At 70.8% G+C, this 21,830-nt stretch carries 20 protein-coding genes, 2 tRNA genes and 1 other RNA gene; 11 read left to right on the forward strand and 12 right to left on the reverse strand.

Features of this window, described 5'->3' with window-relative positions; genetic code table 11:
- Positions 1-549: 549 nt before the first annotated feature.
- From BBK82_RS47490 to BBK82_RS13350, 5 genes are all read right to left on the reverse strand, one after another.
- Positions 550-2,652 (reverse strand): DNA polymerase III subunit gamma and tau, encoded by a 2,103-nt coding sequence (locus BBK82_RS47490; RefSeq protein ID WP_218920612.1) that lies wholly within the window; start codon positions 2,650-2,652, stop codon positions 550-552.
- Positions 2,653-2,682: 30 nt separating this feature from the next.
- Positions 2,683-2,779: signal recognition particle sRNA small type (ffs, locus tag BBK82_RS13335), an RNA gene on the reverse strand.
- Between the two features lie 17 nt (positions 2,780-2,796).
- Positions 2,797-3,369: a maleylpyruvate isomerase family mycothiol-dependent enzyme gene (locus BBK82_RS13340; RefSeq protein ID WP_065915312.1), complete on the reverse strand. Its 573-nt coding sequence runs from the start codon at positions 3,367-3,369 to the stop codon at positions 2,797-2,799.
- On the reverse strand, positions 3,366-4,544 hold the full coding sequence (locus tag BBK82_RS13345; RefSeq protein ID WP_237048166.1) for an RNA polymerase sigma factor: 1,179 nt from the start codon (positions 4,542-4,544) through the stop codon (positions 3,366-3,368). Before BBK82_RS13345 ends, BBK82_RS13340 begins: the two co-directional genes overlap by 4 nt.
- Before the next feature lie 8 nt (positions 4,545-4,552).
- Positions 4,553-4,891 (reverse strand): YciI family protein, encoded by a 339-nt coding sequence (locus tag BBK82_RS13350; RefSeq protein WP_065915313.1) that lies wholly within the window; start codon positions 4,889-4,891, stop codon positions 4,553-4,555.
- A 142-nt stretch (positions 4,892-5,033) separates the two neighbouring features.
- Here BBK82_RS13350 and BBK82_RS13355 point away from each other — a divergent pair.
- A tRNA-Ser gene (locus BBK82_RS13355) sits at positions 5,034-5,118 on the forward strand.
- Between the two features lie 58 nt (positions 5,119-5,176).
- Positions 5,177-5,824, forward strand: a complete 648-nt coding sequence (locus BBK82_RS13360; RefSeq protein WP_065921029.1) for a GOLPH3/VPS74 family protein — start codon at positions 5,177-5,179, stop codon at positions 5,822-5,824.
- 27 nt (positions 5,825-5,851) lie between these two features.
- Here BBK82_RS13360 and BBK82_RS13365 read toward each other — a convergent pair whose 3' ends face one another.
- Positions 5,852-8,293: an endonuclease/exonuclease/phosphatase family protein gene (locus BBK82_RS13365; RefSeq protein ID WP_065915314.1), complete on the reverse strand. Its 2,442-nt coding sequence runs from the start codon at positions 8,291-8,293 to the stop codon at positions 5,852-5,854.
- 200 nt (positions 8,294-8,493) lie between these two features.
- Here BBK82_RS13365 and BBK82_RS13370 point away from each other — a divergent pair, with 200 nt between their 5' ends.
- A complete protein-coding gene (locus tag BBK82_RS13370; protein WP_065915315.1) occupies positions 8,494-9,264 on the forward strand; it encodes a maleylpyruvate isomerase family mycothiol-dependent enzyme in 771 nt (256 codons plus the stop codon).
- Between the two features lie 2 nt (positions 9,265-9,266).
- Positions 9,267-9,425 (forward strand): hypothetical protein, encoded by a 159-nt coding sequence (locus tag BBK82_RS50190; RefSeq protein ID WP_154697287.1) that lies wholly within the window; start codon positions 9,267-9,269, stop codon positions 9,423-9,425.
- A gap of 146 nt (positions 9,426-9,571) precedes the next feature.
- On the opposite strand, the gene BBK82_RS13375 is transcribed toward BBK82_RS50190, so the two are convergent.
- The 3 genes from BBK82_RS13375 to BBK82_RS13385 all read right to left on the reverse strand — a co-directional run bounded on the left by BBK82_RS13375 (position 9,572) and on the right by BBK82_RS13385 (position 10,623).
- Positions 9,572-9,659 (reverse strand) — tRNA-Ser (locus BBK82_RS13375).
- Positions 9,660-9,691: 32 nt separating this feature from the next.
- Entirely contained in the window at positions 9,692-10,138 is a 447-nt protein-coding gene (locus tag BBK82_RS13380) for a nucleoside deaminase (protein ID WP_065915316.1), read from the reverse strand.
- The gene (locus BBK82_RS13385) at positions 10,135-10,623 is read right to left on the reverse strand and encodes a tRNA adenosine deaminase-associated protein (protein WP_065915317.1); all 489 of its coding nucleotides are present in this window, start codon (positions 10,621-10,623) and stop codon (positions 10,135-10,137) included. Before BBK82_RS13385 ends, BBK82_RS13380 begins: the two co-directional genes overlap by 4 nt.
- Positions 10,624-10,683: 60 nt before the next feature.
- Between BBK82_RS13385 and BBK82_RS13390 the strand changes: the two genes are divergently transcribed.
- Genes BBK82_RS13390 through BBK82_RS13410 form a run of 5 tightly spaced genes read left to right on the forward strand, consistent with a single transcriptional unit; the run spans position 10,684 to position 17,334 of the window.
- Positions 10,684-11,889: a M20 metallopeptidase family protein gene (locus BBK82_RS13390; protein ID WP_065915318.1), complete on the forward strand. Its 1,206-nt coding sequence runs from the start codon at positions 10,684-10,686 to the stop codon at positions 11,887-11,889.
- A gap of 22 nt (positions 11,890-11,911) precedes the next feature.
- A complete protein-coding gene (locus BBK82_RS13395; RefSeq protein WP_237048167.1) occupies positions 11,912-12,862 on the forward strand; it encodes a prephenate dehydrogenase in 951 nt (316 codons plus the stop codon).
- 9 nt (positions 12,863-12,871) lie between these two features.
- Positions 12,872-14,395 carry a fibronectin type III domain-containing protein gene (locus BBK82_RS13400; protein WP_065915319.1) on the forward strand — a complete coding sequence of 508 codons (1,524 nt, stop codon included), beginning with the start codon at positions 12,872-12,874 and terminating at the stop codon, positions 14,393-14,395.
- 18 nt (positions 14,396-14,413) lie between these two features.
- On the forward strand, positions 14,414-16,132 hold the full coding sequence (locus BBK82_RS13405; RefSeq protein WP_065915320.1) for a phage tail protein: 1,719 nt from the start codon (positions 14,414-14,416) through the stop codon (positions 16,130-16,132).
- 17 nt (positions 16,133-16,149) lie between these two features.
- The gene (locus BBK82_RS13410; RefSeq protein WP_065915321.1) at positions 16,150-17,334 is read left to right on the forward strand and encodes a thiolase family protein; all 1,185 of its coding nucleotides are present in this window, start codon (positions 16,150-16,152) and stop codon (positions 17,332-17,334) included.
- A 6-nt stretch (positions 17,335-17,340) separates the two neighbouring features.
- Here the strand turns inward: BBK82_RS13410 and BBK82_RS13415 are convergent, their stop codons facing one another.
- Complete coding sequence (locus tag BBK82_RS13415) at positions 17,341-18,051, reverse strand: GbsR/MarR family transcriptional regulator (RefSeq protein ID WP_065921031.1); 711 nt, start codon at positions 18,049-18,051, stop codon at positions 17,341-17,343.
- 198 nt (positions 18,052-18,249) lie between these two features.
- On the opposite strand from BBK82_RS13415, the gene BBK82_RS13420 reads away from it, so the two are divergent.
- Positions 18,250-18,849 carry a DUF4097 family beta strand repeat-containing protein gene (locus BBK82_RS13420; protein ID WP_065915322.1) on the forward strand — a complete coding sequence of 200 codons (600 nt, stop codon included), beginning with the start codon at positions 18,250-18,252 and terminating at the stop codon, positions 18,847-18,849.
- 29 nt (positions 18,850-18,878) lie between these two features.
- Complete coding sequence (locus BBK82_RS13425) at positions 18,879-20,975, forward strand: S9 family peptidase (protein ID WP_065915323.1); 2,097 nt, start codon at positions 18,879-18,881, stop codon at positions 20,973-20,975.
- On the opposite strand, the gene BBK82_RS13430 is transcribed toward BBK82_RS13425, so the two are convergent.
- Positions 20,976-21,617, reverse strand: coding sequence for a putative glycolipid-binding domain-containing protein (locus BBK82_RS13430; RefSeq protein WP_083267940.1), 642 nt, complete (start codon positions 21,615-21,617; stop codon positions 20,976-20,978).
- Entirely contained in the window at positions 21,618-21,788 is a 171-nt protein-coding gene (locus BBK82_RS47495; protein ID WP_071812596.1) for an antitoxin, read from the reverse strand.
- Between the last annotated feature and the right edge of the window lie 42 nt (positions 21,789-21,830).

The raw sequence follows: 21,830 nt of genomic DNA on the forward strand, positions 1-21,830 counted from the left end.
GGCCGCCGTTTCGGCGGGTGCGCGTGGGGTGGGGGCCGCCGTTCCGGCGGGCGCGGTCGTTGGGTGGGTCGTCCCCCTGGTGCGTGCCGTTCGCGGGTTGATGGCACGCCGGTTGCGTACGGCGGCTGCGCGTTGGGTGGGGGCGTGCGTTGGTGGTGTGGTTTCGTCCCGAGTCGCACCAGAAGCAGCCACCCCAAGCCAGCGAGAAAACAGAAGCTCGACCGGCAAGCGGGCAAACACGAGCCCGACCCCGCCGGGCAAGACAGGAACACGATCCGGCCAGCGACAAACAGCCACCCGCCTCAGCCACCGACAAACAGGAGCTCGACCCGGTAGGCCACAAACAGGAGCTGGCCGGGTAGAGGTGGGAACGTCTGTCTGGCCTGGGGGCCGGGTCGAGTTCGGGGTGAGCATCGTCGCCTCCTTTCCGCGCGTTTCCCTATCTGCGGGCGCTGGTGACCGTGAGGTCGTGACGCCATACAGACGAGGCCCCGCGTGGATCAGGACGACGTTCACCCGATCGAGTGGGCGGCCGGGGTCAGGCCTTCTTCAGCGGGCGGGCTCCCAGTTCGTCGGCCAGGAGTTGGAACATCTTGGCCTCCGGGTCCAGGGCGGCGACTGGGGTGGCGTTGGGGTCGGCGGGGCGGGCGGCCTCGGCGAGCATTGCCTCTTCGTCGTCCGGTTCTGGCGGGAGGGGTTCGTCGGGCTCTGGGGTTCTGGTGGGGTGGGACGTCGTCGGCCGGTGGCGGGGGCCGGGCGGACTGAGGTTCTGGTTGAGGGCGGGTGGGTTGGGGCTGGTTTTGGGCCTGGCTTGGGCGGGTGGGGGCTGGGCGAGGGGATTTGGTCGGCGTGGCTGCTTGGGTGGTGGCGCCGGGGGTGCCGTGGATGCAGCGGACCTGCCAGGTGCCGCCGAGGACTGCGGACAGGGCGGTGGCGATGGCCTCGGTGTTGCGTGGTTCGGCCAGGCGGCGGGCCAGGGGGGCCGAGGTGTGGGCGATGGTGACGACGTTGCCGTCGACCTCGCTCACCATGGCGTTCGTGAGCATCGCCTCGGTGCTGCGGCTGGTGGCGCGGACGGCGGCCAGCAGTTCGGACCAGATGCGGCGGACGGCGGGGGCGTCCATGGTTCCGGCGGACGGCGAGGTCGACGGCTCCGCCGCGACAGGAGCGGGAGTGGCGGTGGCCGGAGGCTGCGTGGCGGGGAATGCCGGGGCCGGGGCGGACGGGCGGTCGTGCTGAGGAGCGCGCGACTCGGCGGGGGCTGGGCGGCGGGTGCCGGTTGAGGCTGCGGAGTCGGTGCGGGGCCGACGGCTGCGCCGCGGCGGGTGCGGAGGCGGCGGCTGGAACCGAGGCGACAGCGGCAGGAGCAGCAGCGGCAGCAGGAGCGGCGGCGACAGCACTAGGCGCGGGGGCGGGTTGTTGGGACTTGCGGGTGAAGACCGGGGCGCCTGCTGGAACGGGGGCCGTGGGGTCGCCGGGGGCCGCGATGGTGGCTGGGGGGCGGCGTTCGAGTTGTTCGAGGCGTTGCAGGAGTGCGGCTTCTGACTGGGAGACGGACGGGAGGAGCATGCGGGAGCAGAGGAGCTCCAGCAGGAGGCGGGGGGCGGTGGCGCCGCGCATGTCGACGAGGCCCGTGTGGACGATCTCGGCGTAGCGGGTGAGGGCGGCGGGGCCGATGCGTTCGGCTTGGGCGGACATCGTCGCGAGTTCGTCGTCGGGGGCCGAGACGAGGTTGCGGTCGGCGGCGTCGGGGACGGCGCAGAGCAGGACGAGGTCGCGGAGGCGGTCGAGGAGGTCGGAGGCGAAGCGGCGGGGGTCGTGGCCTGCTTCGACGAGGCGGTCGATGGTGCTGAAGACGGCGGCGCCGTCGCCTGCGGCGAGGCCGTCGACCACGTCGTTGATCAGGGCCGAGTCGGTGACGCCGAGCAGGCTGATGGCGCGGTCGTACCGCACGCCCTCCGGGCCCGCGCCGGCGAGGAGCTGGTCCATCACGGACTGGGTGTCGCGGGCGGAGCCGCCGCCCGCGCGGATCACCAGGGGGAAGACGGCGGGCTCGACGGTGACGCCCTCGGCGGCGCAGTTGCGTTCGAGCAGGCTGCGCATCACGCCCGGCGGGATCAGGCGGAACGGGTAGTGGTGCGTGCGGGAGCGGATGGTCGGGAGGACCTTGTCCGGCTCGGTGGTGGCGAAGATGAAGATCAGGTGGTCCGGCGGCTCTTCGACGATCTTCAGCAAGGCGTTGAAGCCCTGCGTGGTGACCATGTGCGCCTCGTCGATGATGAAGACGCGGTACTTCGACTCCGCGGGGGCGTAGAAGGCCTTGTCGCGGAGGTCGCGGGCGTCTTCGACACCACCGTGGGAGGCGGCGTCGAGCTCGACCACGTCGACGCTGCCGGTGCCGTTCGGGGCCAGGCCGATGCACGAGTTGCACTCGCCGCACGGGTCGGGCGTCGGGCCCTGCACGCAGTTCAGCGAGCGGGCCAGGATGCGGGCCGACGACGTCTTGCCGCAGCCGCGTGGGCCACTGAACAGGTACGCGTGGTTCACCCGGCCCGCCGACAGAGCGACACGCAGCGGGTCGGTCACGTGCTCCTGGCCTACGACCTCGGAGAACGTGGCCGGACGGTACTTGCGATACAGAGCGAGCGCCACGCCGCAGACAGTACCGGTGGACCCCGACACAAAAAGGGGACCCCGTGCACCCACCAGAGCCCGCTTATCCTTGCTGCCTTCCGGCCCTGGGGAGGTTCGCGAGATGTGTGCCGCACGAGGTCCGACGCAAGTGTAGCGAACGCCTTAGATCGAACGCATGTTCGAGTTGCCCACAGAGTTGTCCCCACCTGTGGACAACTTCCGGCCCGTGGCCAGCATCAACAGCTCCGGCGCAGGTAGATCGGGTACTCCGATCTCACGGAAACGCTTGCGCGCACCCCAGAACGGGCTCTTCAACACGTGTTCCAGCGCGGCCTGAGCCGGCTCGAGGGGCATCTCGCGAACGCGGCCCAGCGGGCGGGCGATGTCTTGGCCGTGGACGAGGAAGTCCACCAACGGGTCGATCGGAGCGGCCATCGGTGCCCGCTTCGGCGACGCCGCCGTCTCGCGGATCTGCGCGATCAGCTCCGAGCGGGTGAACCGTGCGGCGATCTCGCGCGCACGGCGGTCCTCCATGCGTTCCCAGTCGAATCGCGCCTTGACGATGCCCGACAGCACGTCGCCCCAGCCGGTGCGGGTGGACGTGGTCAGATGGGCGGCCATCTCCTGCACGGTCCAGCCGGTGCAGAGGGTCTCCTGGCGCCATTCGGCGTCGGTCAGGTCTTCGAGCAGGCCGGCGACGCCGAGGCGTTCGGCCTCCAGCCACTTCATGATCATGCTTGCTCCTCGGTGGCGGTGAGCCTGCGGCGCAGGAAGTCCTGCTCGGAACCTGTGCCCGCGAGTGCGATGGCCTCGCGGTAGGCCTGGGCGGCCTCGGTCGTGCGGCCCAGGCGGTGCAGCAGGTCGGCCCGCGCGGCGCGGTACGGGTGGTAGTCGCGGAGCTTGGGTTCGGCGGCGAGCTCGTCGAGCAGCGCCAGCCCCGCCGCCGGACCGTCGCGCATGGCGATCGCGGCGGCCCGGTTCAGCGCGACGACCGGGGACGGGACCAGCTTCAGCAGCACGTCGTAGAGCGCCACGATCTGCGGCCAGTCCGTCGAGGCGAAGTCGGGTGCCTCGTCGTGCACCGCGTTGATCGCCGCCTGCACGCCGTACGGGCCGTAGCCGCCGGTCAGCGCTCGTTCGGCCAACGCGCTGCCCTCGGCGATCATGTCCCGGTCCCACAGCGCGCGGTCCTGGTCCTCCAGCAGCTCGGCGCGTGCGTCGCGGCGGGCGTGGACCAGCAGCATCAACGCCAGCAGGCCCGTGACCTCGCGGTCCGGCAGCAGGCCGTGCAGGATCCGCGCCAGCCGGATCGCTTCCTCGGCGAGGTCGGCGCGCTGGGCCGCGTAGCCCTCGGTGAAGATCGAGTAGACGGCCTGCAGCACGCCGGGCAGGCGTTCCGGGAGCTCGTGCGGGTCGGGGACGCGGAACGGGATGCGCGCTTCCCTGATCTTCTTCTTCGCGCGCACGATCCGTTGTTGCATGGTCGCGACCGGCACCAGGTACGCCCGCGCCACCTCGGGCGTCGTGAACCCGGCCAGGCACCGCAGGGTCAGCGCGCCGCGGTCCTCCGCGGGCAACGCCGGGTGCGCGCAGGTGAAGAACAGCTCCAGCCGCTCGTCCGGCAGCGCGTCACCCGCCGGCGGGTCCGCGCGGTCGACCTCCACCTGCAGCAACGCCAGCCGCGCCGCGTGCACCCGGTCGCGCCGCAACCGGTCGACGGCCTTGCGGCGCGCGGTCGTGAGCAACCACGCGCCGGGCCGGTCCGGCACCCCGTCCACCGGCCAGTGCCGCAGCGCCGCCTCGATCGCGTCGGAGGTGACCTCCTCGGCGAGGTCGAGGTCGCCGAAGCGCTTGACCAGGGTGGCGAGCAGCCTGCCGCGTTCCTCCCGGAACACCTGCTCGACGTTCACCGCACGGCTCAGAAGTCGAACTCGGCGATCGGCCGCACCACGACAGCGCCGCCGTCGCGGGAGCCGGGGCACTTGGCGGCCCAGTCCAGCGCCGCGTCGAGGTCGGGCACGTCGATGACGTTGTAGCCGCCGAGCACCTCGCGGGTCTCGGCGAATGGCCCGTCGGTCACGGTCCTGCGCCCGTCCGGTCCGACCTGGACGGTGGTCGCGGTGACGAGATCGGCCAGCGAGTGACCGGAGACGAGCACGCCCGCGTCCTTCATCTCCTTCTCGTAGGCGATCCAGTCCTGGACGGTGCAGCTCGACTGCTGGTCAGAAGCCGCGTGGATCAACAGCATGTACTTCACGAATGTCCTCCTCGGTCCGGTCTTACGGGATCACGACGAGCGACCTGCCGCCAGATCGACACCGGCTTCGAAGATTTTTTCGGCGAGGTCGTGGGGACCCCCGTTTTGGGTCGCGAGACAGCCGTCCGGTAAGGTTCTCGACGGAGGATTCGCATAGCGGCCTAGTGCGCACGACTGGAAATCGTGTTGGGTTCACCCCCTCACGGGTTCAAATCCCGTATCCTCCGCTCGCTGATGAAGGGCGCCGAACCTCACCGTTCGGCGCCCTTCTGGCGTTACCGTTGCATGATGTTGCCTGATGACCTGATGGTGTTGTTCATCAACGAGGGGACCGGCAAGCTCCGGGTCGACAGCTCGTCGGCGGAGAACGCGCTCGCCGGTGCCGTGCTCATCGAGCTGGTCAACTCGGGCCGCGTCGCGTTCGAGCCGAACGGCAAGAAGCTCCAGGTCGTCGATCCGACGCCGTTGAGTGACCCGCTGCTGCAGGAGTCCGTGCTGCGGATCGACAAGCCGTTGTCACCGCAGAAGTCCGTGGAGCGCCTGCGCAAGAAGGTGCGCGACAACGTGGCCGCGCGGCTGGAGGACCGTGGCGTGGTGCGGGTCGAGCCGCGCAAGGTGCTCGGGATCTTCCCGGCGAAGAGCTACCGGATCACCGACGAGCGGGTGGCGGTCGAGGTGCGCAAGGCCGTGGGCGAGGTCGTGCTCGGGTATCGCGGTGCGGACGCGCGCACCGGGTCGTTGGTCACGTTGCTGCAGTCGGTGAAGGCCGTGCACAAGGTGGTCGAGGGCGACAAGCGCGACATGACCAGGCGGGCCAAGGAGATCGCGGCCGGCAACTGGGCTGGCGACGCCGTGCGCAGGGCGGTCGAGGCGATCCAGGCCGGGGTGGTCGCCGCAACGGCAGCTGCCGCCGCCGCGTCATCCGGTGGATGACACGACGACGGCAGCGGTAGAACCGGGTTACTTCTTCAGGCAGTCGATGACGTCCTCGAGAGCGAACACGATCTTGTCGACGCTCGCGTCGCCCGTGGACGGGCGGAGGCGGACGATCTGCGGGTCGTGGTCGCTCGCCTGGTCGGCGAACTCGGCGTTGATGTGGACCACGTCGTAGCCGAAGCGGGTGATGTTGTTGCTCATCACGATGTGGTCGAGCGTCTGCGAGTTGCCCTCGAAGACGTAGCTGTACCGCTCGTTCACGGGCAGCGTCTCGATCAGCGCCTTGAGGTTGCCGTCACCGGTCAGCGTCTTGAGCGCGGGCGAGAACTGGTAGTCGTTCAGGTCGCCTGCGAGGATCACGTTGGCGCCCCGGTCGGCCGCGCGCAGCTGCTCGGTGAATGCCTTGAGCGACGCCGCCTGCTTGCCGCGCTGCACCTCGGAGGTGCGGTTCGGCGGCTGGTTGCGGCCGTGGATGGCCTCGTCGCCGCCCTTGGAGTTGAAGTGGTTCGCGACGACGAAGACCGTGCGGCCGCGGAACTTGAACTCACCGGCGAGCGGCTTGCGGCTGTTGGCCCACGCGTCGTTCAGCGGGTCGATCCGGCCCGGTGACACGGAAAGCGCGGCGCGGCCGTTCTTCTTCACGACCTGGACGGGCGTCTTGAAGTCGCCGCCCGGACGGTCCACGAAGGACACCCGCTGCGGGTTGAAGAAGAAGCCGACGCGGATGTTGCCGCCGGGCTCGCCGCCGTCCTTCAGGTTCTCCGGGTCGATCTGCCGCCACTGGTAGCGCGGGCCGCCCTTGGCGACGATCGCGTCGGCGAACTTCTGCAGCGTCTGGTCGGCAGCCACGACACCGTCGTTCGTCGCGCCGTTGTTGTCCTGGATCTCCTCCAGCACGACGACGTCCGGGCTGCGCAGGTTGGTGGTCACGCCCTCGGCGAGCCGGTCGAACTTCTCCTGCGGGTCGGACGGGTCGAGGTTCTCGACGTTGTAGGTCGCGACCGAGAGCTCGGACTCCTTCTGCTGCGCGGTGATCTCGCGCTGCAGGTTGCCCGGCGTGTGGGCGCCGAGCGTCAGCGCCGCCAGCGTGTAGCCGCCGAAGTTGGTGTACTCGATGGCACCGATGGTTGCGCCGGCGAACACGTCACCGACGTTCGCGGCGGGCAGCGCGCCAGCGGTCTTGATCTTCAGGCGGCCGCTGTTCTGCTGGTCGTAGGCGGTGTAGGTGGTGCCACCGCGCTGGTTGCGGTTTTGGTCGGGGTTGACGGTCACCCAGACCTCGCCGAACGAGTTGCTCGGGCCGACCACGCGGGCGTCGTCGACCTGCACGAGCGTGCCTTCGAGGGACTCGAAGTAGTCGAGGCCGTACTTCGCCGGCTCCAGCGGGAGCTGCTCGATGCTGCCGCCGGGGGCGGGCAGGTAGGCGGCCGGGATGTTCTTCACGACGACCGGCGCCGGGACCGCGTTCCCCTTGGAGAGCGTGAGCGTGGTCGGCGTGGTGATCTCGGTGAGGGTCTGGTTGGATCCCGTCTCACCACCCGGCCGGTACTCCGCGATCGTACCGCTGACCAGCACCTCGTCGCCCACCGCGACGGTCGGCGCGGTGCCGCCCGTGTAGACGAACACGCCCTCGCTGGTGCGCGGGTCGGTGTCCGGGGTCTTGACGTCCTGGATCCAGAAGCCGCGGTCACCCGTGGCGCGCGTGCCGGTGACGACGCCGGGGACGTTGGTGACCTTCTGGCCGACGAGCGGCGAGGTGCGCGTCACGCCCTGGATGTCGTGGATGCGCTTGTCGCCGGGGGTGGGGTCCGGGTCGGGGTCGGGATCCGGGTTGCCGCCGCCCGGGGTCTCGCCCTTGGAGTTGGTCGGGGTGGGGCCGCCGACCGTGAAGTCGGCGGAGTTGTTGTCGGTGTCGGGCAGGCCGGTGGTGCGCGAGGCCGACGTGGTGTTGCTCAGCGCGCCGGTCGCGGTGGTCTCGCGGACGGCGGCCGTGCCGTAGCCGACGAGGTCCTTGATCCGCGGCTCCGCGGCGCAGTCGGCGGCCGTCTTGCAGGTCAGCGCCGTGGTGCCGGAGACGAGCGCGATGGTGCCGCCGGTGGCGCTCATGGCGAGGGTGCCGGTGGCGTCCGGGGCAGGCAGCTCGACGGTGCCGCCGGCGCCCTTGGCCTGCGCGACGAGGAACGTCTTGCCGGCCGCGATGCTGCCGGTCAGCGGCGTGACGCCCCACTGCGTGGCGGCGCCGGGGCTGGCGGAGATGTACTGGACGCTGAAGCCGTCCAGGCTGACGGGGACCGTGCCCTTGTTCGCGAGCTCGACGAAGTCCTGCGTGAGGGTGGCGCCGGAGTTGCCGCCGCCCCCGTAGACCTCGGAGATCAGCGCGTCGGGGCTGGGCGCGGCGACGGCGGGGACGGCGGCGAACACGAGCGCCGCCACCGCTGTCCCGACACCGGGCAGGGTGGATCTCAAAACTTCCTCCAGGGGATGCGGCGGACCGCCGCATCTTTCCTCGATCGGGTGGTCTTTGGAAGGCGTTGTTACTAACGGTTAACCGGTTGGCCCAGCAATGATCACTCGAACAAGTGTTCGATCATGGTGTATGCTCCACATCGGAACGCTGACCGGTGGGCCCCTCCCAGGCGCCGGTCGGCGTCCCTACTTTGGTGGGCATGGGGATCCTGAGCTACGAGCGCCGCTGCGCCGAGATCATCAACCAGACCGACCTGCTCGTGTCGTCGCTGAACGACGCTGACCTGCGTGTTTCCGTTCCGGCGACGCCCGACTGGACGCTGAACCAGCTCCTGCGACACGTCGGCCACGCCCACCGCTGGGCCGACGTGATGCTCCGGGAGAGGCTGCCGGAGATCGACTTCTCCCGCAACGGCGCCCAGCTGCCGGCCTCGTACGAGGGTGAATCCGCCTCGGTGCTGATCCCCTGGTTGCAGGAAGGCGCGGCGTCGCTGGCGGAGGTGCTGCGGTCGGTCGACCCGGACGAGATGATCGCGCCGGTGAACGGCCACCCCGGCCCGCGCGCGTGGTCGCGGCGGATGACCCACGAGACCGTGATCCACCGGTTCGACGCGCTCCAGGCGCTCGGACTGCCGTTCGAGGTCGACCCCGAGGTCGCCCAGGACACGCTGCGCGAGTGGACCGGTCTCGCGCTGCCGTACGCGTTCATGAGGTGGCCTGCCGAGACCGCGCCGCTCGTCGGGTCCGGCACGGTGCACCTGCACGCGACGGACGTGGAGGCGGAGTTCGTGGTCGATCTCACGGGTGCCGCGCCGGTGGTGCGGGAAGGGCACGAGAAGGCTGACGTGGCGGTGCGCGGACCGGTGGTCGAGCTGGTGCTGGCGGTGTACCGGCGGCGGTCGGTGGAGGGACTGGAGGTGTTCGGCGATCGCGCGCTGCTGGAGCTGGTGCTGGAGCGCGTACGTTTTTGACCATGGGGTCCGGCTACTCCGGCAAGACGGCGGCGGAACTGGGCCCGTGGCTGTTCGAGGGCGCCCGGCTGCGGTCCGACGAGCGGCGGCCGGTGGACGGGCTCGAGGTAACCGGCGACCACGCACCGCTGGAAAAGTTCCTCGCCGCAGTCAGATTCTGACCCACAGCCCACCGCCAAGGCTCTGCACCGGGGTGGGGGTCTGGGGGCGAAAGCCTCCCAGGGCGGGGCGTGGGGGCTCCGCCCCCACAAAACACCCGCCAAAGCAAAAGGGCGAGCGCTCTTCGCGAGCACTCGCCCTTCAGCTTTGGCGGTGGCGGTGGGATTTGAACCCACGGAGGCTTTCACCTCACACGCTTTCGAGGCGTGCTCCTTCGGCCGCTCGGACACGCCACCGGTAAGAACAATACACAGTCGGATCCAGGGGTTTAACGCTGGGTCCGGAAGAAGCGTTCGAGCAGGTCAGCGCACTCGTCCTCAAGCACACCGCCGCGCACCTCGGGCCGGTGGTTGAGCCGGCGGTCCCGCACGACGTCCCACAGGGAGCCGACGGCGCCGGTCTTGGGCTCCCAGGCACCGAAGACGAGACGAGAGACACGGGCGAGGACGAGGGCGCCCGCGCACATCGTGCAGGGTTCCAACGTCACCGCGAGGGTGCAGCCGTCGAGGCGCCAGCCGTCGCCGTACTTGGTGGCAGCTGAACGCAGGGCCAGGACCTCGGCGTGGGCGGTGGGGTCGCCGAGGGCCTCGCGGGCGTTGCAGGCCTCGGCCAGCACCGTGCCGTCCGGGGCGAAGACGACGGCGCCGATGGGGACGTCCGTGCCGGCTTTCGACGCCGCGCGGAGGGCCGTGCGGATCAGGTCTTCGTCGTTCACGCCTGGATGGTGTCGAGCAGCTTCACGAACTCGTCGATGAACCCGATGCGCTGGGCGATCATCTGGAGCTGCTCGTCCGGGTAGAGGTCGACCTCGTCGACGATGATCTGGAGCTCGTGGGAGGGCATGCCGAGGTCGGCGAGCACGCCGAGGTCGCCCTCCGGCCAGAGCTCGGTGTCCTCCTCGTCGGGTGGGTCGACGCGCAGGAGGTCGAGGACGTCGGCGGCGATGTCGTAGTCGAGTGCCGCGGCGGCGTCGCTCAGGAGCAGGGCCACGCCGCCGGGGACCGGGCGCAGGATGATGAAGAACTCGTCGTCGACGGCCAGGAGGCCGAAGGCCGCGCCGGTCGACCTGAGCTGCCGCAGCTGGGTGATCGCCGCGTCCAGCTCCGACAGCGCGGAGCTGTCCATCCTGCTGCACCGCCAGCGGCCGTCCTCCCGGACGACCGCGACCGCGAAGCCGTTGACCGGCTCCTGCTGTGTCATGTGCACACCGTAGGGCCCCGACGACCTTCCCGGTAGCTGAGGTGGTGCGACTATCGGAGGATGAGCACAACCACACCGGAACCCCGTTTCGTCGGATTGCTCGAGGCGGCCCGCGCGCTGCAGCCGCGCACGGTCGCGTTGCGGCGGCAGGTGCACCGCCAGCCTGAACAGGGCCTTCAGCTGCCGAAGACGCAGGCGGCGATCCTGCACGCGTTGGAGGGGCTGCCGCTGAAGGTCACCACGGGCAAGTCGACGACGTCGGTCGTCGCGGTGCTGGAGGGCGAGCAGCCGGGGCCCACGGTGCTGTTGCGCGGCGACATGGACGGCCTCCCGCTGCAGGAGGACACGGGCCTGCCGTTCGCGTCCGAAGTGGACGGAGCCATGCACGCCTGCGGTCACGACACGCACGTGGCGATGCTGGCCACCTCCGCCCGCCTGCTCGCCGACCGCCGCGACGCGCTGCGGGGCCGGGTGCTGTTCATGTTCCAGCCGGGCGAGGAGGGCTACCATGGCGCCCGGTACATGATCGAGGAAGGCCTGCTCGACGACGGCGTGGAGAAGGCCTTCGCGCTGCACATCACCTCGAAGCTGCGCTCGGGCGTCGTCACCTGCCGCTCGGGCCCGATCATGGCGTCGGCCGACACGTTCCACATCCACGTCAAGGGCCGCGGTGGCCACGGCGCGATGCCGCACAACGCCCTGGACCCGGTTCCGGCCGCGGCGGCGATGGTGGGCGCGATCCAGACGATGCTGGGCAGGCGGATCAGCGTGCACCAGCCGGCGGTGGTGACGGTCGCGCAGATCAAGGCGGGCACGACCACCAACGTCATCCCCGAGACCGCGACCCTCGACGGCACGATCAGGACGCTGTCCGAGGCCACCCGCAAGCAGGTGCACACCGAGCTCAAGCAGCTCGTGAAGCACACGGCGGCGGCCTACGGGTGCCACGCGGAGATCAGCATCGTGCCCGGCTACCCGGTGACGGTGAACGACGACGTGATCGGCCAGCACGTGGTGGACCTCGCGGCGACGGCGATGGGGCCGTCGTGGAGCGAGCCGCTGCCGGACCCGTTGATGGGTGCGGAGGACTTCTCGTACGTGCTGCAGCGGGTGCCGGGGGCGCTGGCGTTCGTCGGGGCGTGCCCGCGCGGGGTGGACGTGGAGGAGGCGGCGCCGAACCACTCGAACAGGGTGCTGTTCGACGAGGCCTCGATGGAGCACGGGGTGGCGATGTACGCGGCGTTCGCGCTGGACGCCCTCCGGTAGTTCCGAAGCCGCCTCGCACGGAATGATGTGGGACGTGCGAGACGTGTGCGTGATCGGACTGGGACTGATCGGCGGCTCCGTGCTGCGGGGCGCCAAGGCGGCCGGGCGCACGGTGTGGGGTGCCACGGCGAGCAAGGAGGACGCGGACAAGGCGCGGGCGGAGGGCTTCGACGTCGTGACGGTCGAGGAAGCCCTCCACCGCAGCGCTGAGGCCCTCGTCGTGCTCGCCGTGCCCCTGCCCGCGCTGCCCGACCTGCTCAGGAAGGTTCCCGCGGGCACCCGGCTCACGGACGTCACCAGCGTCAAGGGGCCCGTTCACGACGCCGTGCACCGGTACGCGCCCGAGGTGCGGTTCGTGGGTGGGCACCCGATGGCCGGCACGAGCAGGAGCGGGTGGGGCGCGGGGAGCGCGACGCTGTTCGAGGGCGCTGCCTGGGTGGTGACGCCGGAGGAGGCGGACGACCACCTCAACGACGTCATGCGGCTGGCGCTCGACCTGAAAGCGCACGTCGTGCCCACCACGCCGGAGGAGCACGACGAGGCGGTGGCGCGGATCAGCCACCTCCCGCACCTCCTGGCGGCGGTGCTGGCTGCGGTCGGGGCGGGTGGCGGGCCGCTTGCGCTGGCGTTGGCGGCCGGGAGCTTCGGGGACGGGACGCGGGTGGCGGGGAGCCGGCCGGAGCTCGTGCGGGCGATGTGCGAGGGGAACCGGGACGCGTTGCTCATGGCGGTGGACGACGCCCTCGGCAGGCTGGGAGCGGCCAGGGGGTCGCTGGCGAGCACGGGTGGGTTGCAGAAGACCATCGACGCGGGGCACGAGGGGCGGAACGCGCTGGTCAGCCAACCACAACGGAGCGCGGTCAGCATCGACCTGAGCAAGCCGGGGGCGCTGGCGGCGTTGCGCAACCTCGGGTCGCGGGGTGGGCGCGTGGTTGGGCTGAACGGAAGCACTGCCACTGCGGAAACGTCGTAAGGTCGCCGGGTGGATCGACGGACGCTCGCCGGCGGGATCGGTGGACTGGCGCTCGTCGCGGCTGCCGTGGTCGCACTGCGGGCGAGTGACGCGCCGGACAACCTGAAGCGCGAGATCGACGACCGGGTGCAGGTCGTGCAGCAGCAGGAGCCCGCCAAGCCCGCCAGTCCCAGGGCCAGGGCGCTCGACGCGGACGCGTTGCAGGTCAGCTGGGCCGGTGGTGCGCCAGCCTACGAGGTGCGCTGGAACGGCAACGAGCAGCTCGTGCCGAACCCCGAGGTGGAGCTCGCCGGGTTGCCGCCGGACCAGGAGGTCCAGGTCGAGGTCAGGGCGGTCAACGCGATCGGGCGGCGGTCGGAGCCGCTGAAGATCACTGCCACGCCCAAGGACCTCTACGACGACCGGTGGGACGACCAGCTCGTCGGGCAGCAGGACCGGTTCGACGGGCCCGAGTCGCTCGACCCGCGCAGGTGGCGGGTGGAGGCGGACGAGAACTGCCTGGGGCTGCGGCCGTTCGGGCAGAGCAAGCGGGTCGACGTGGACTGCAGCACGGCGATGTTCCAGTCGAACACGCCGATCAGGTTCGGTGTGCCCGGTCAGGACGGCGCGACCGGGCGGGCGATCATCAGCGTGGCCGGTGCGGTCGAGTCGAGCCACGTGCGGCTGTCCCTGCTGCCGGACCCGTGGCACTACCTCAAGGACCAGGACCAGCAGCCGAAGGGCGCGGTCAGCCTCGACATCACCACCCAGGGCACGCGGATCATCGCCGACCCGGACCTGCCGCGCAGCGACCGGCAGGTCGAGCTGGGCGACGCTCCGCTGACCGGGCTGGTCGCGGGCGTGCGGCACCGGTGGGAGCTGCGCGTGCTGCCCGACGCCGTGCTCGCGCTGCGCGACGGCGTGGTCGTCGCGGGTGAGGCGGTCGTGCTCGGGACGCCGCTGGTGCACCCGCGGATCCGGATCGACGGTGGCGGCTTCCTCGACACGTTCGGGGTGGGCGGTGTCGAGGAACGGGCCGTGCCCACCGAGGTCATCCCCGCGACCGGTGAACCGCCGCACGACGCCATCGCGTTGAAGCTCCTCCAACCCGGCCCGAAGATCACCGACATCCCGTTGCGCGGCGAGGTCCCCTCCGATCCCGACGCGCAGCTCGTGGTGTTCCGCAAACCGGAGAGCCGCCCCGGCGCGCTCCCCCGGCTGCCCGACCGGCCGGGTGGCATGAAGACCGGTCCGCCACGCCTGCAGGTCATGCACGAGGACGGCACCAAGCCACCGCAGCAGTTGCCCAGAACCGGACGCGTCCTCGTCACCGCCGAGATCAACGCGATCGGCCACCGCGGCATCGAGCTGGAGCTCGACGGCAGGCGCATCGTCACGCTGCCCACGAACGAGCAGGGCGGCGCCGTTCCCGGCCGGCACGAGTTCTGGCTGGAGGCCGGTGACCTCGGTGCCAGCGCCCGGCTGAAGCTGAGCGTCCTTCCGGCGGATCATGGCGAACCCGTTACCACCGAAACCGTGTTCGAGCTGCGGTAGACGCCTTAGCTTGACCACATGAAGCGGGTCGCCTTCGCCGTTGCGGGCGTCGCCTTGGTGGTCGGTGTCGTCCTCCTGCGGGACACCGGGGGCGGCGACATGCCCGCGGCTCCCCCGCCGCCGACGAAGCTCAAGCCGTTCGCGGCAGACCAGGTGCTCGTGCCGGGCCCGCAGGGACGGCCGGCGACACCGGGACTGCTCAAGGTCCGTCCTGGCAACCACCGCGTCCAGCTCACCTGGTCCGGTGACGCGCCCGCCTACGAGGTGCGCTGGGGTGAGCGCAAGAAGCTCGTCACGCGGCCCGGCGCCCAGCTGAACGGCCTGCGCAACGACCAGGAGCAGCAGATCGAGGTCCGCGCGGTCGACTCGTTCGGCCAGTACTCGCAGCCCGCGATCACGAAGGCGACGCCGCGCGCGGACGACGCGCCCTACTCGTTCGTCGACCGCTTCGACAGCACCAGCGAGCCCGACCAGAAGCTCTGGCGGTTCGGCAAACGCACCGACTGCGCCCGCGCGACCGCCGGTGACGAGGACGACCACGACCGGTTGGTGCTCAGCAGCAGCTGCGGCACGCGCGCAGTGACGTTGCGGGCCCGCACTCCGTTCGTCCGCGGCTCGGACGAGAGCCGGTTCGTCGTCGAGACGGACGCCCCGAGCACCGGCGGGAAGCTGTTGCTGGACCTCGTTCCCGGCCCGGTGAGCGTCCAGGGCGAACCAGTGCTGCCCGGTGCCGTCCGCGCCACCGTGAGCACCGACGCGACCGGCAACTCGATCGTCGAGCTCGTCCCCGGCGGCACCGCGACCAAGCCGATTCCCGCCGCCGTGCCGGGTGTGACCGTGCGCTGGGAGCTGGTCGTCGGCGCCGGTGGCGTGCAGGTGCACCGGGACGGCGAGGTCGTCGTCACCTCGCCGTACGTGCCGCAGTGGCGTGAGGCGACGGCGTTGGTCGGCGTCGCGGCGCTGGCCGGCGACCGGGTCAGGGCCGGCATCGACCTGATCGGCTTCCGGGCGGGCTCCGCCGAGGCACCGCCGAACGTGCCCGCCCCGACCGTCCGGGTCAACGCGGGACCCGCCATGACCACTCCGATCCCGAACGTCACCGCCGGTCAGCTGCGGCTCGCGCTGATCCCGTCACGGGAGAGCGCACCGGTCGACCGGGTGAAGGTCAACGGCGTCGAGCTGCCGCTGCGGCCCGCCGTCGAGGGCCAGCAGTGGAAGCCCGGCGCCGAGTACCCGGCCGTCGCCGAGCTGCCGGAAGAGGCGCTGACCGACATCCTGAACGTCCAGCTCGACACCACCGAACGCGTCCAGGTCACGCACACCGACGTCGAGCTCACCGGCCCCACCTCCGGCATCGCGCACCGCGACGACGGCACCCCGCTCGTGTCCGCCAAGCCCACGCTGGCCGACCCGCTCGCCGAGGTGCTCGACTCCGGCGGCCAGCCCGTCCCGAACGGCGCCGCGCTGACCAAGGGCCGGGTGGTGCTGGAGGTCCGGGTCACCGCGCTGGACGCGGCGGTCGCGGGCCTGGCCGGGTTCGAGGTCCGGCTCGACGGCACCCACATCGCGACCGTGCCCACGGCGGCGGACGGACCGGCTGGTGCGGGCCGGTGGCGGTTGTCGCTGAACACCGGCTCGATGACGGAAGGTCCGCACGCGATCGAGGTCAGGGCCTTCAGCACCGATCCAGGCGCCCACCCCGAAACGGGTTACGTCCCCTTCATGCTGAAGCCCTAGTGCCCCAAGATGGACCAATGGCACGTGCACTGATCCTCGACGCAGCCCGTACGCCGTTCGGCCGGTACCGGGGAGGCCTGTCCGGCATCCGGGTGGACGACCTCGCCGCTCTGCCCATCGTCGACCTGCTGCGCCGCTATCCCGGTCTCGACCTCGCGCGCATCGACGACGTGCTGCTCGGCGACGCCAACGGCGCGGGTGAGGACAACCGCAACGTGGCGCGGATGGCGGCGTTGCTGGCCGGGCTGCCGGTGAGCGTGCCGGGGGTGACGGTGAACCGGCTGTGCGCCTCCGGCGGCGAGTCGATCATCCAGGGCGCGCGGGCGTTGATCACCGGTGACGCCGACCTGCTGGTCGCGGGCGGGGTCGAGGGCATGAGCCGGGCGCCGTTCGTGACGGCGCGGCCGGACAAGGCGTTCCCGGACCGGCTGGAGACGGTGTCCACGGCGCTGGGCTGGCGGCTGGTCAACCCGCGCATGCCCAAGCACTACACGGTGCCGCTCGGGCTGGCCGCGGAGACCGTGGCCCACGAGCTCGGCATCACCCGCGAGCAGATGGACAACTTCGCGCTGCGGTCGCACCGGCGTGCGGCGGCGGCGTGGGACGCGGGCGTGCACGAGGGGTTCGCGTTCCCCGTGCAACTGCCGGACGGCACGGCGGTGCGGCGGGACGAGAACGTCCGCGCGGACACCAGCGCCGAGAAGCTCGCCAAGCTCAAGCCCGCGTTCTCCGAGAACGGCTCGGTGACCGCCGGCAACGCCTCGCCGCTCAACGACGGCGCACTGGCCGCGTTGCTCGGCACCGAGGCGGTGGCGGCCGAGCTGGGCGTGGAGCCGCTGGGCGAGGTGCTCGGCAGCGCCACGACCGGTGAGGAGCCGCACCGGTTCACCGTCGCGCCGGTGTCCGCGATCAGGAAGCTGCTGAAGCGCCTGCACGTCGACGCCGCCGACGTCGACCTGTGGGAGATCAACGAGGCCTTCGCCGCCATGGCGCTGTCGGTGCTGCACCACCTGCCGGAGATCGACAAGGAGAAGGTGAACGTGCACGGCGGCGCCATCGCCTACGGGCACCCGCTCGGCGCCTCGATGCCGCGGGTGATCATCGACGTGTGCCGGCACCTGCGGCAACGCGGCGGCGGCGTGGGCATCGCGGCCGCGTGCGTGGGCGTGGGCCAGGGCGTCGCGGTGGCCGTCAGGGTCTAGCGGCCGTCAGGGTTTGGGCGTCTGCAGGATCTCGCGGGCCTGCTCGGCGGCCCGCACGATGCTCTCGCTGACGAAGTCGACGAACCGCGAGATGCCCTCCAGCCGCGCGGCCGCTGGGGTGTCGGTGCCGAGCACGCCGACCCCCTGCCTGGCCGCCTCGGCGAGCTGGGCGGTGGAACGGGCGCTGGCGATCATCGACTGGTACCAGACGTCGTCGTCCACGACATAACGCTCCCGGCGGCGCTCGTCGCGTTCGCGCCGGATCAGGCCCTGGACCTCCAGGAACGCCACGGCCTTCGACACCGACGCCGGGCTGATCCCCAGGTGCCGCGCGAGCTCGGCGGCGCCCATGCTGCCGTCGTCGGTCGTGTAGAGCGTGGCCAGCAGCCTGCCGGACATCTTCGGCAGGCCGGACTGGATGAAGATCGTGGAGAACGTCTCCTCGAACTCCCGCACGGCCGTCGTGTCCCGCCCGTCGGCCCTGCCGGGTCCCTGCTTCCCCTTCGCGGCCGGCTTGCGGCGCTGGGCGCGGCGTTCGGTGGCGAGGTGGGCGAGGTCGGCCTTGTAGGCGGTGGGGCCGCCGTTGCGCAGGACCTCGCGGGTGATCGTCGACGTGGGCCGGTCGAGCGCCCTGGCGATCTCCGCGTAGGCGAGGCCGTCGGTCAGGCCCAGCGCGATCTGACGGCGTTCCGATTGGGTGAGACGACCTCCTGGCATGGGCGTCACCATAGCGTTCATCTTCATCTCATTGCAACGATAACGGCCGCATGTTGCGTTAGATCTTACACTCATTGCAACACTTTTATGGCTTTGAACTGCAGTTACTCCATCAACTCGCGACGAACTTGTTGTCCGTATTCGTGAACGCAACGTAGCTTTTCCCACATCGGAAACAACGAGCCACAGGAGCAAGAGATGAAGAGCTTCGCCACCACCGCCCCGATCGCCGCCGTTCTCGACATCCCCGCCGGGCGCGTCCAGTTCATCGCCGCCGACCGCTCCGACACCGCGGTCGAGGTCCTCCCGGCCAACGCCGCGAAGGGCCGCGACGTGCAGGCCGCCGAGCGGACCAGCGTCGAGTTCACCGACGGCGTGCTCCGGATCAACGCCGACCAGGGGTCCAAGGTCCTCGGCTCGTCCGGTGCCGTCGAGGTCACCGTCCAGCTGCCCGCCGGGTCCAGGGTCGAGGTGAAGTCGGCCGCCGTGGAGCTGCGCGGCGTCGGCCGGCTCGGCGACGTCACGTTCGACGGCGCCCAGAGCGCGGTCAAGCTCGACGAGGCCGCGCAGGTCCGCCTCACCACGCAGGCGGGCGACGTCGAGATCGGCAGGCTCACGGGCCCCGCCGAGATCAGCACCCAGTCCGGTGACATCACGGTCGGCACCAGCGCCTCCGCGTCCCTCGACGCCGGCACCGCCTTCGGCCGGATCCACAACTCGCTCAAGAACACCGGCACGACCGAGCTGCACATCCACGCCACCACGGGCTACGGCGACATCACCGCCCGCTCGCTCTGACACCACAACTCACAACTGGGGAGAAGACGTTGACCACCACCGCCTCATACCAAGCCGCAGAACAACTCCTCCGCCGCGTCACCACCCCCGGCGAGCTCGTCGTGGGCGACAAGGTCAAGCCGCAGTGGATCGACGGTGGCGCCCGCTTCTGGTACCAGGTCCGCGACGGGTCCGACCGGCGGTTCACGCTGGTCGACCCGGCCGCGGGCACCAAGGAGCCCTGCGACCCCACCCCGTTCCTGCCCGCACCCGGCAACCCGCTGGAGGTGCCCTCGCCCGACGGGAAGACCGCGGTGTCGATCCGCGGGCACGACCTGTGGGCCCGCTCCGGCGAACGGGAGTGGGCGCTCACCACCGACGGCGCGCCGGACCACGGTTACGGCCGTGGCCCCGAGGTGACGAGCTACCAGACGTTGATGACCAAGTTCGGGCTGCCGCACCTGCCGCCGATGGTGGCCTGGTCGCCCGACTCCACCAAGGTGCTCGCGCACCGCACCGACGAGCGCGGCGTCCGGCTCACCCACCTGCTCGCGTCCGGCCCCGATGCGCCGGAGCTGCGAACCCAGCGCTACGGCTTCGCGGGCGATGAGCACCTGTCGCGCGCCGAGCTGGTCGTGCTCGACGTGGCGACCGGAACCGTGGTGCGCGCGCAAGCCGAACCGCTGTTCATGCACCAGGTCTCGCCGATCATGCAGCAGTGGGCGTGGTGGGCGCCTGACGGTTCCGCCGTGTACTACCTGGCGCACTCCCGCGACCAGCGCACCCTGACGCTGAACCGGATGGACCCGGTCACCGGCGAGGTGCGGACCGTCGTCACCGAGTCGGGACCGACCCGCGTCGAGCCCAACCAGTGGCTGTTCGACGCGCCGATCGTGCGGGTGCTGGCGAACGAGGTGCTGTGGTTCTCGCAGCGCGACGGCTGGGGCCACCTCTACCGCTACGACCTGCACACCGGTGAGCTGCTCGGCCAGGTCACCTCCGGCGAGTGGCTGGTGCGGCAGATCCTGCACGTCTCCGGCGACACCGTGCACTTCACCGCGTCCGGGCTCGTCGCCGAGGACCCTTACCGCCGCTCGGTGTGCCGGATCCGCTTGGACGGCACCGGCTTCGCCCTGGTCACCGACGACGCGCTGGACCACGTCGTGACGGTTCCGGGCAACGGCGCGTACTTCGTCGACTCGGCGTCCACTGTCGACACACCGCCGGTGACGACGGTCCGCGACTGGACCGGCCGGGTGCTGGTCGAGCTGGAACGCGCCGACGTCTCCCGGCTCGTCGCGGCCGGGTGGAACGCGCCGGAACGGTTCTGCGTCAAGGCTGCCGACGGTGTCACCGACATCTACGGCGTGCTCTACAAGCCGCACGGCTTCGACCCGGCGCGCAGTTACGCCGTCGTCGACACGATCTACCCCGGCCCGCAGGTCAACCGGGTCGAGCCCGGCTTCGACCCCGGCGGCATGGGGCTGGACGCGGAACCGTTGGCAGCACTCGGCTTCGTGGTGGTCGCGGTGGACGGGCGCGGAACGCTCGGGCGCAGCAAGGCGTTCCACGACGCCTCGTACGGCCGCCTCGCCGACGCCGGCAGCCTCGACGACCACGCGGCCGCGTTGCGGCAGCTCGCCGAGTCCCGGCCGTGGATGGACCTGGACCGGGTCGCGGCGTTCGGCCACTCCGGCGGCGGTTTCGCGGCGGCACGGGCGGTGCTGACGTTGCCCGAGGTCTACCGAGCAGCTGTCTCGCTGTCCGGCTGGCACGACGCGCGGTACTTCAACCAGGGCTTCATCGAGACCTACGACGGTGCCGGCAACCCCGAGGCGTACGCCCGTTCGTCGAACGTCGACATCGCGGATCGGTTGCAGGGCAAGCTGCTGCTGGTCCACGGCGAGCTCGACGACCAGGTGCACGTCGACCACACGCTGCGGCTAGCCGACCGGCTCGTCAAGGCGAACAAGGACTTCGAGATGCTCATCGTGCCCGGTGCCGAGCACATGTTCATCGACTCGCTGGCCTACGTGCGGACGCGCTGCTGGGACTTCCTGGTGCGGTCACTGCTCGGCGAGGAGCCGCCCGCCCACCGGCCGGCCCCCATCGCCATCGACCCGGAACTGCTGTCCGAGATGTTCTGATCAGATGCGCTTCGAGATCAGCGGGTACTCGACGACAAGGCCGTTCTGGTCGACCTTGATGTTCTGCTCGAACCCGCCGCTCTTGAAGCGCACCACCGAGACGTCGTCGCCGACCGAGATCGTCTTGTACGTCTGGGTGACCGCCCGCACCGTGAGGTCCGGCAGCGACACCCGCACGACGGGCAGGTTGTGCTCGCCCTCCTGCCGGTGCAGGTCGAGCCGCCGGATCGGGATGGCGTTGAACAGCACGGAGAACTGCACGTCGACGTCGAGCGCGTCGTTGAACGTGTCGCGCTTGCTGCCCTGGCCGTGGTCGACGAGCCAGGCACCGTCCTCGGTGCGGCTGAGCGAGCACTGCCGCTCCTCCAGCACCGTGGCCGTGCGCAGCAGCAACCGGTTCACCTGGCCGCTCTCGCCGACGGACACCTCGAAGGAGGCGTTGAACTGCTCGTCGGGCCCGGCGGCGACCAGCCGGCCCGACGCACGCAGGCGCTGGTCGCTCGACAGCAGCAACCGGACCTGCTCCAGCCGGGGCTCGTGGAGCCCCTGCCAGGTGATCATCTCCGGCCGGCGTGCGGAAGGAGAGCGGGTCTCCCCGTTGGGAGTGACCGGCCCGGCGTCAGTGGCGTTGAAGGAGTTCACTCATCCACCTGGAAGGATGTCCTTGATCTTCTCGGCGACCGAGACGACCTGCTCTTCGTGACCGAACTTCTGCGCGACGAAGCCAGCCGCCGCGTCGACACCCTTGTCGACCTGCTCGTGGTGCTCCTGAGCCAGGTCGAGGGCCTTGTTCTTGATCTCGTCGAAGTTCATGTGGTGCTCCTCCGCTCCTGACGGCAGGGTACCCGAGAGCCC

The organism is Lentzea guizhouensis (genome assembly GCF_001701025.1).
GTDB classification, from domain to species: domain Bacteria; phylum Actinomycetota; class Actinomycetes; order Mycobacteriales; family Pseudonocardiaceae; genus Lentzea; species Lentzea guizhouensis.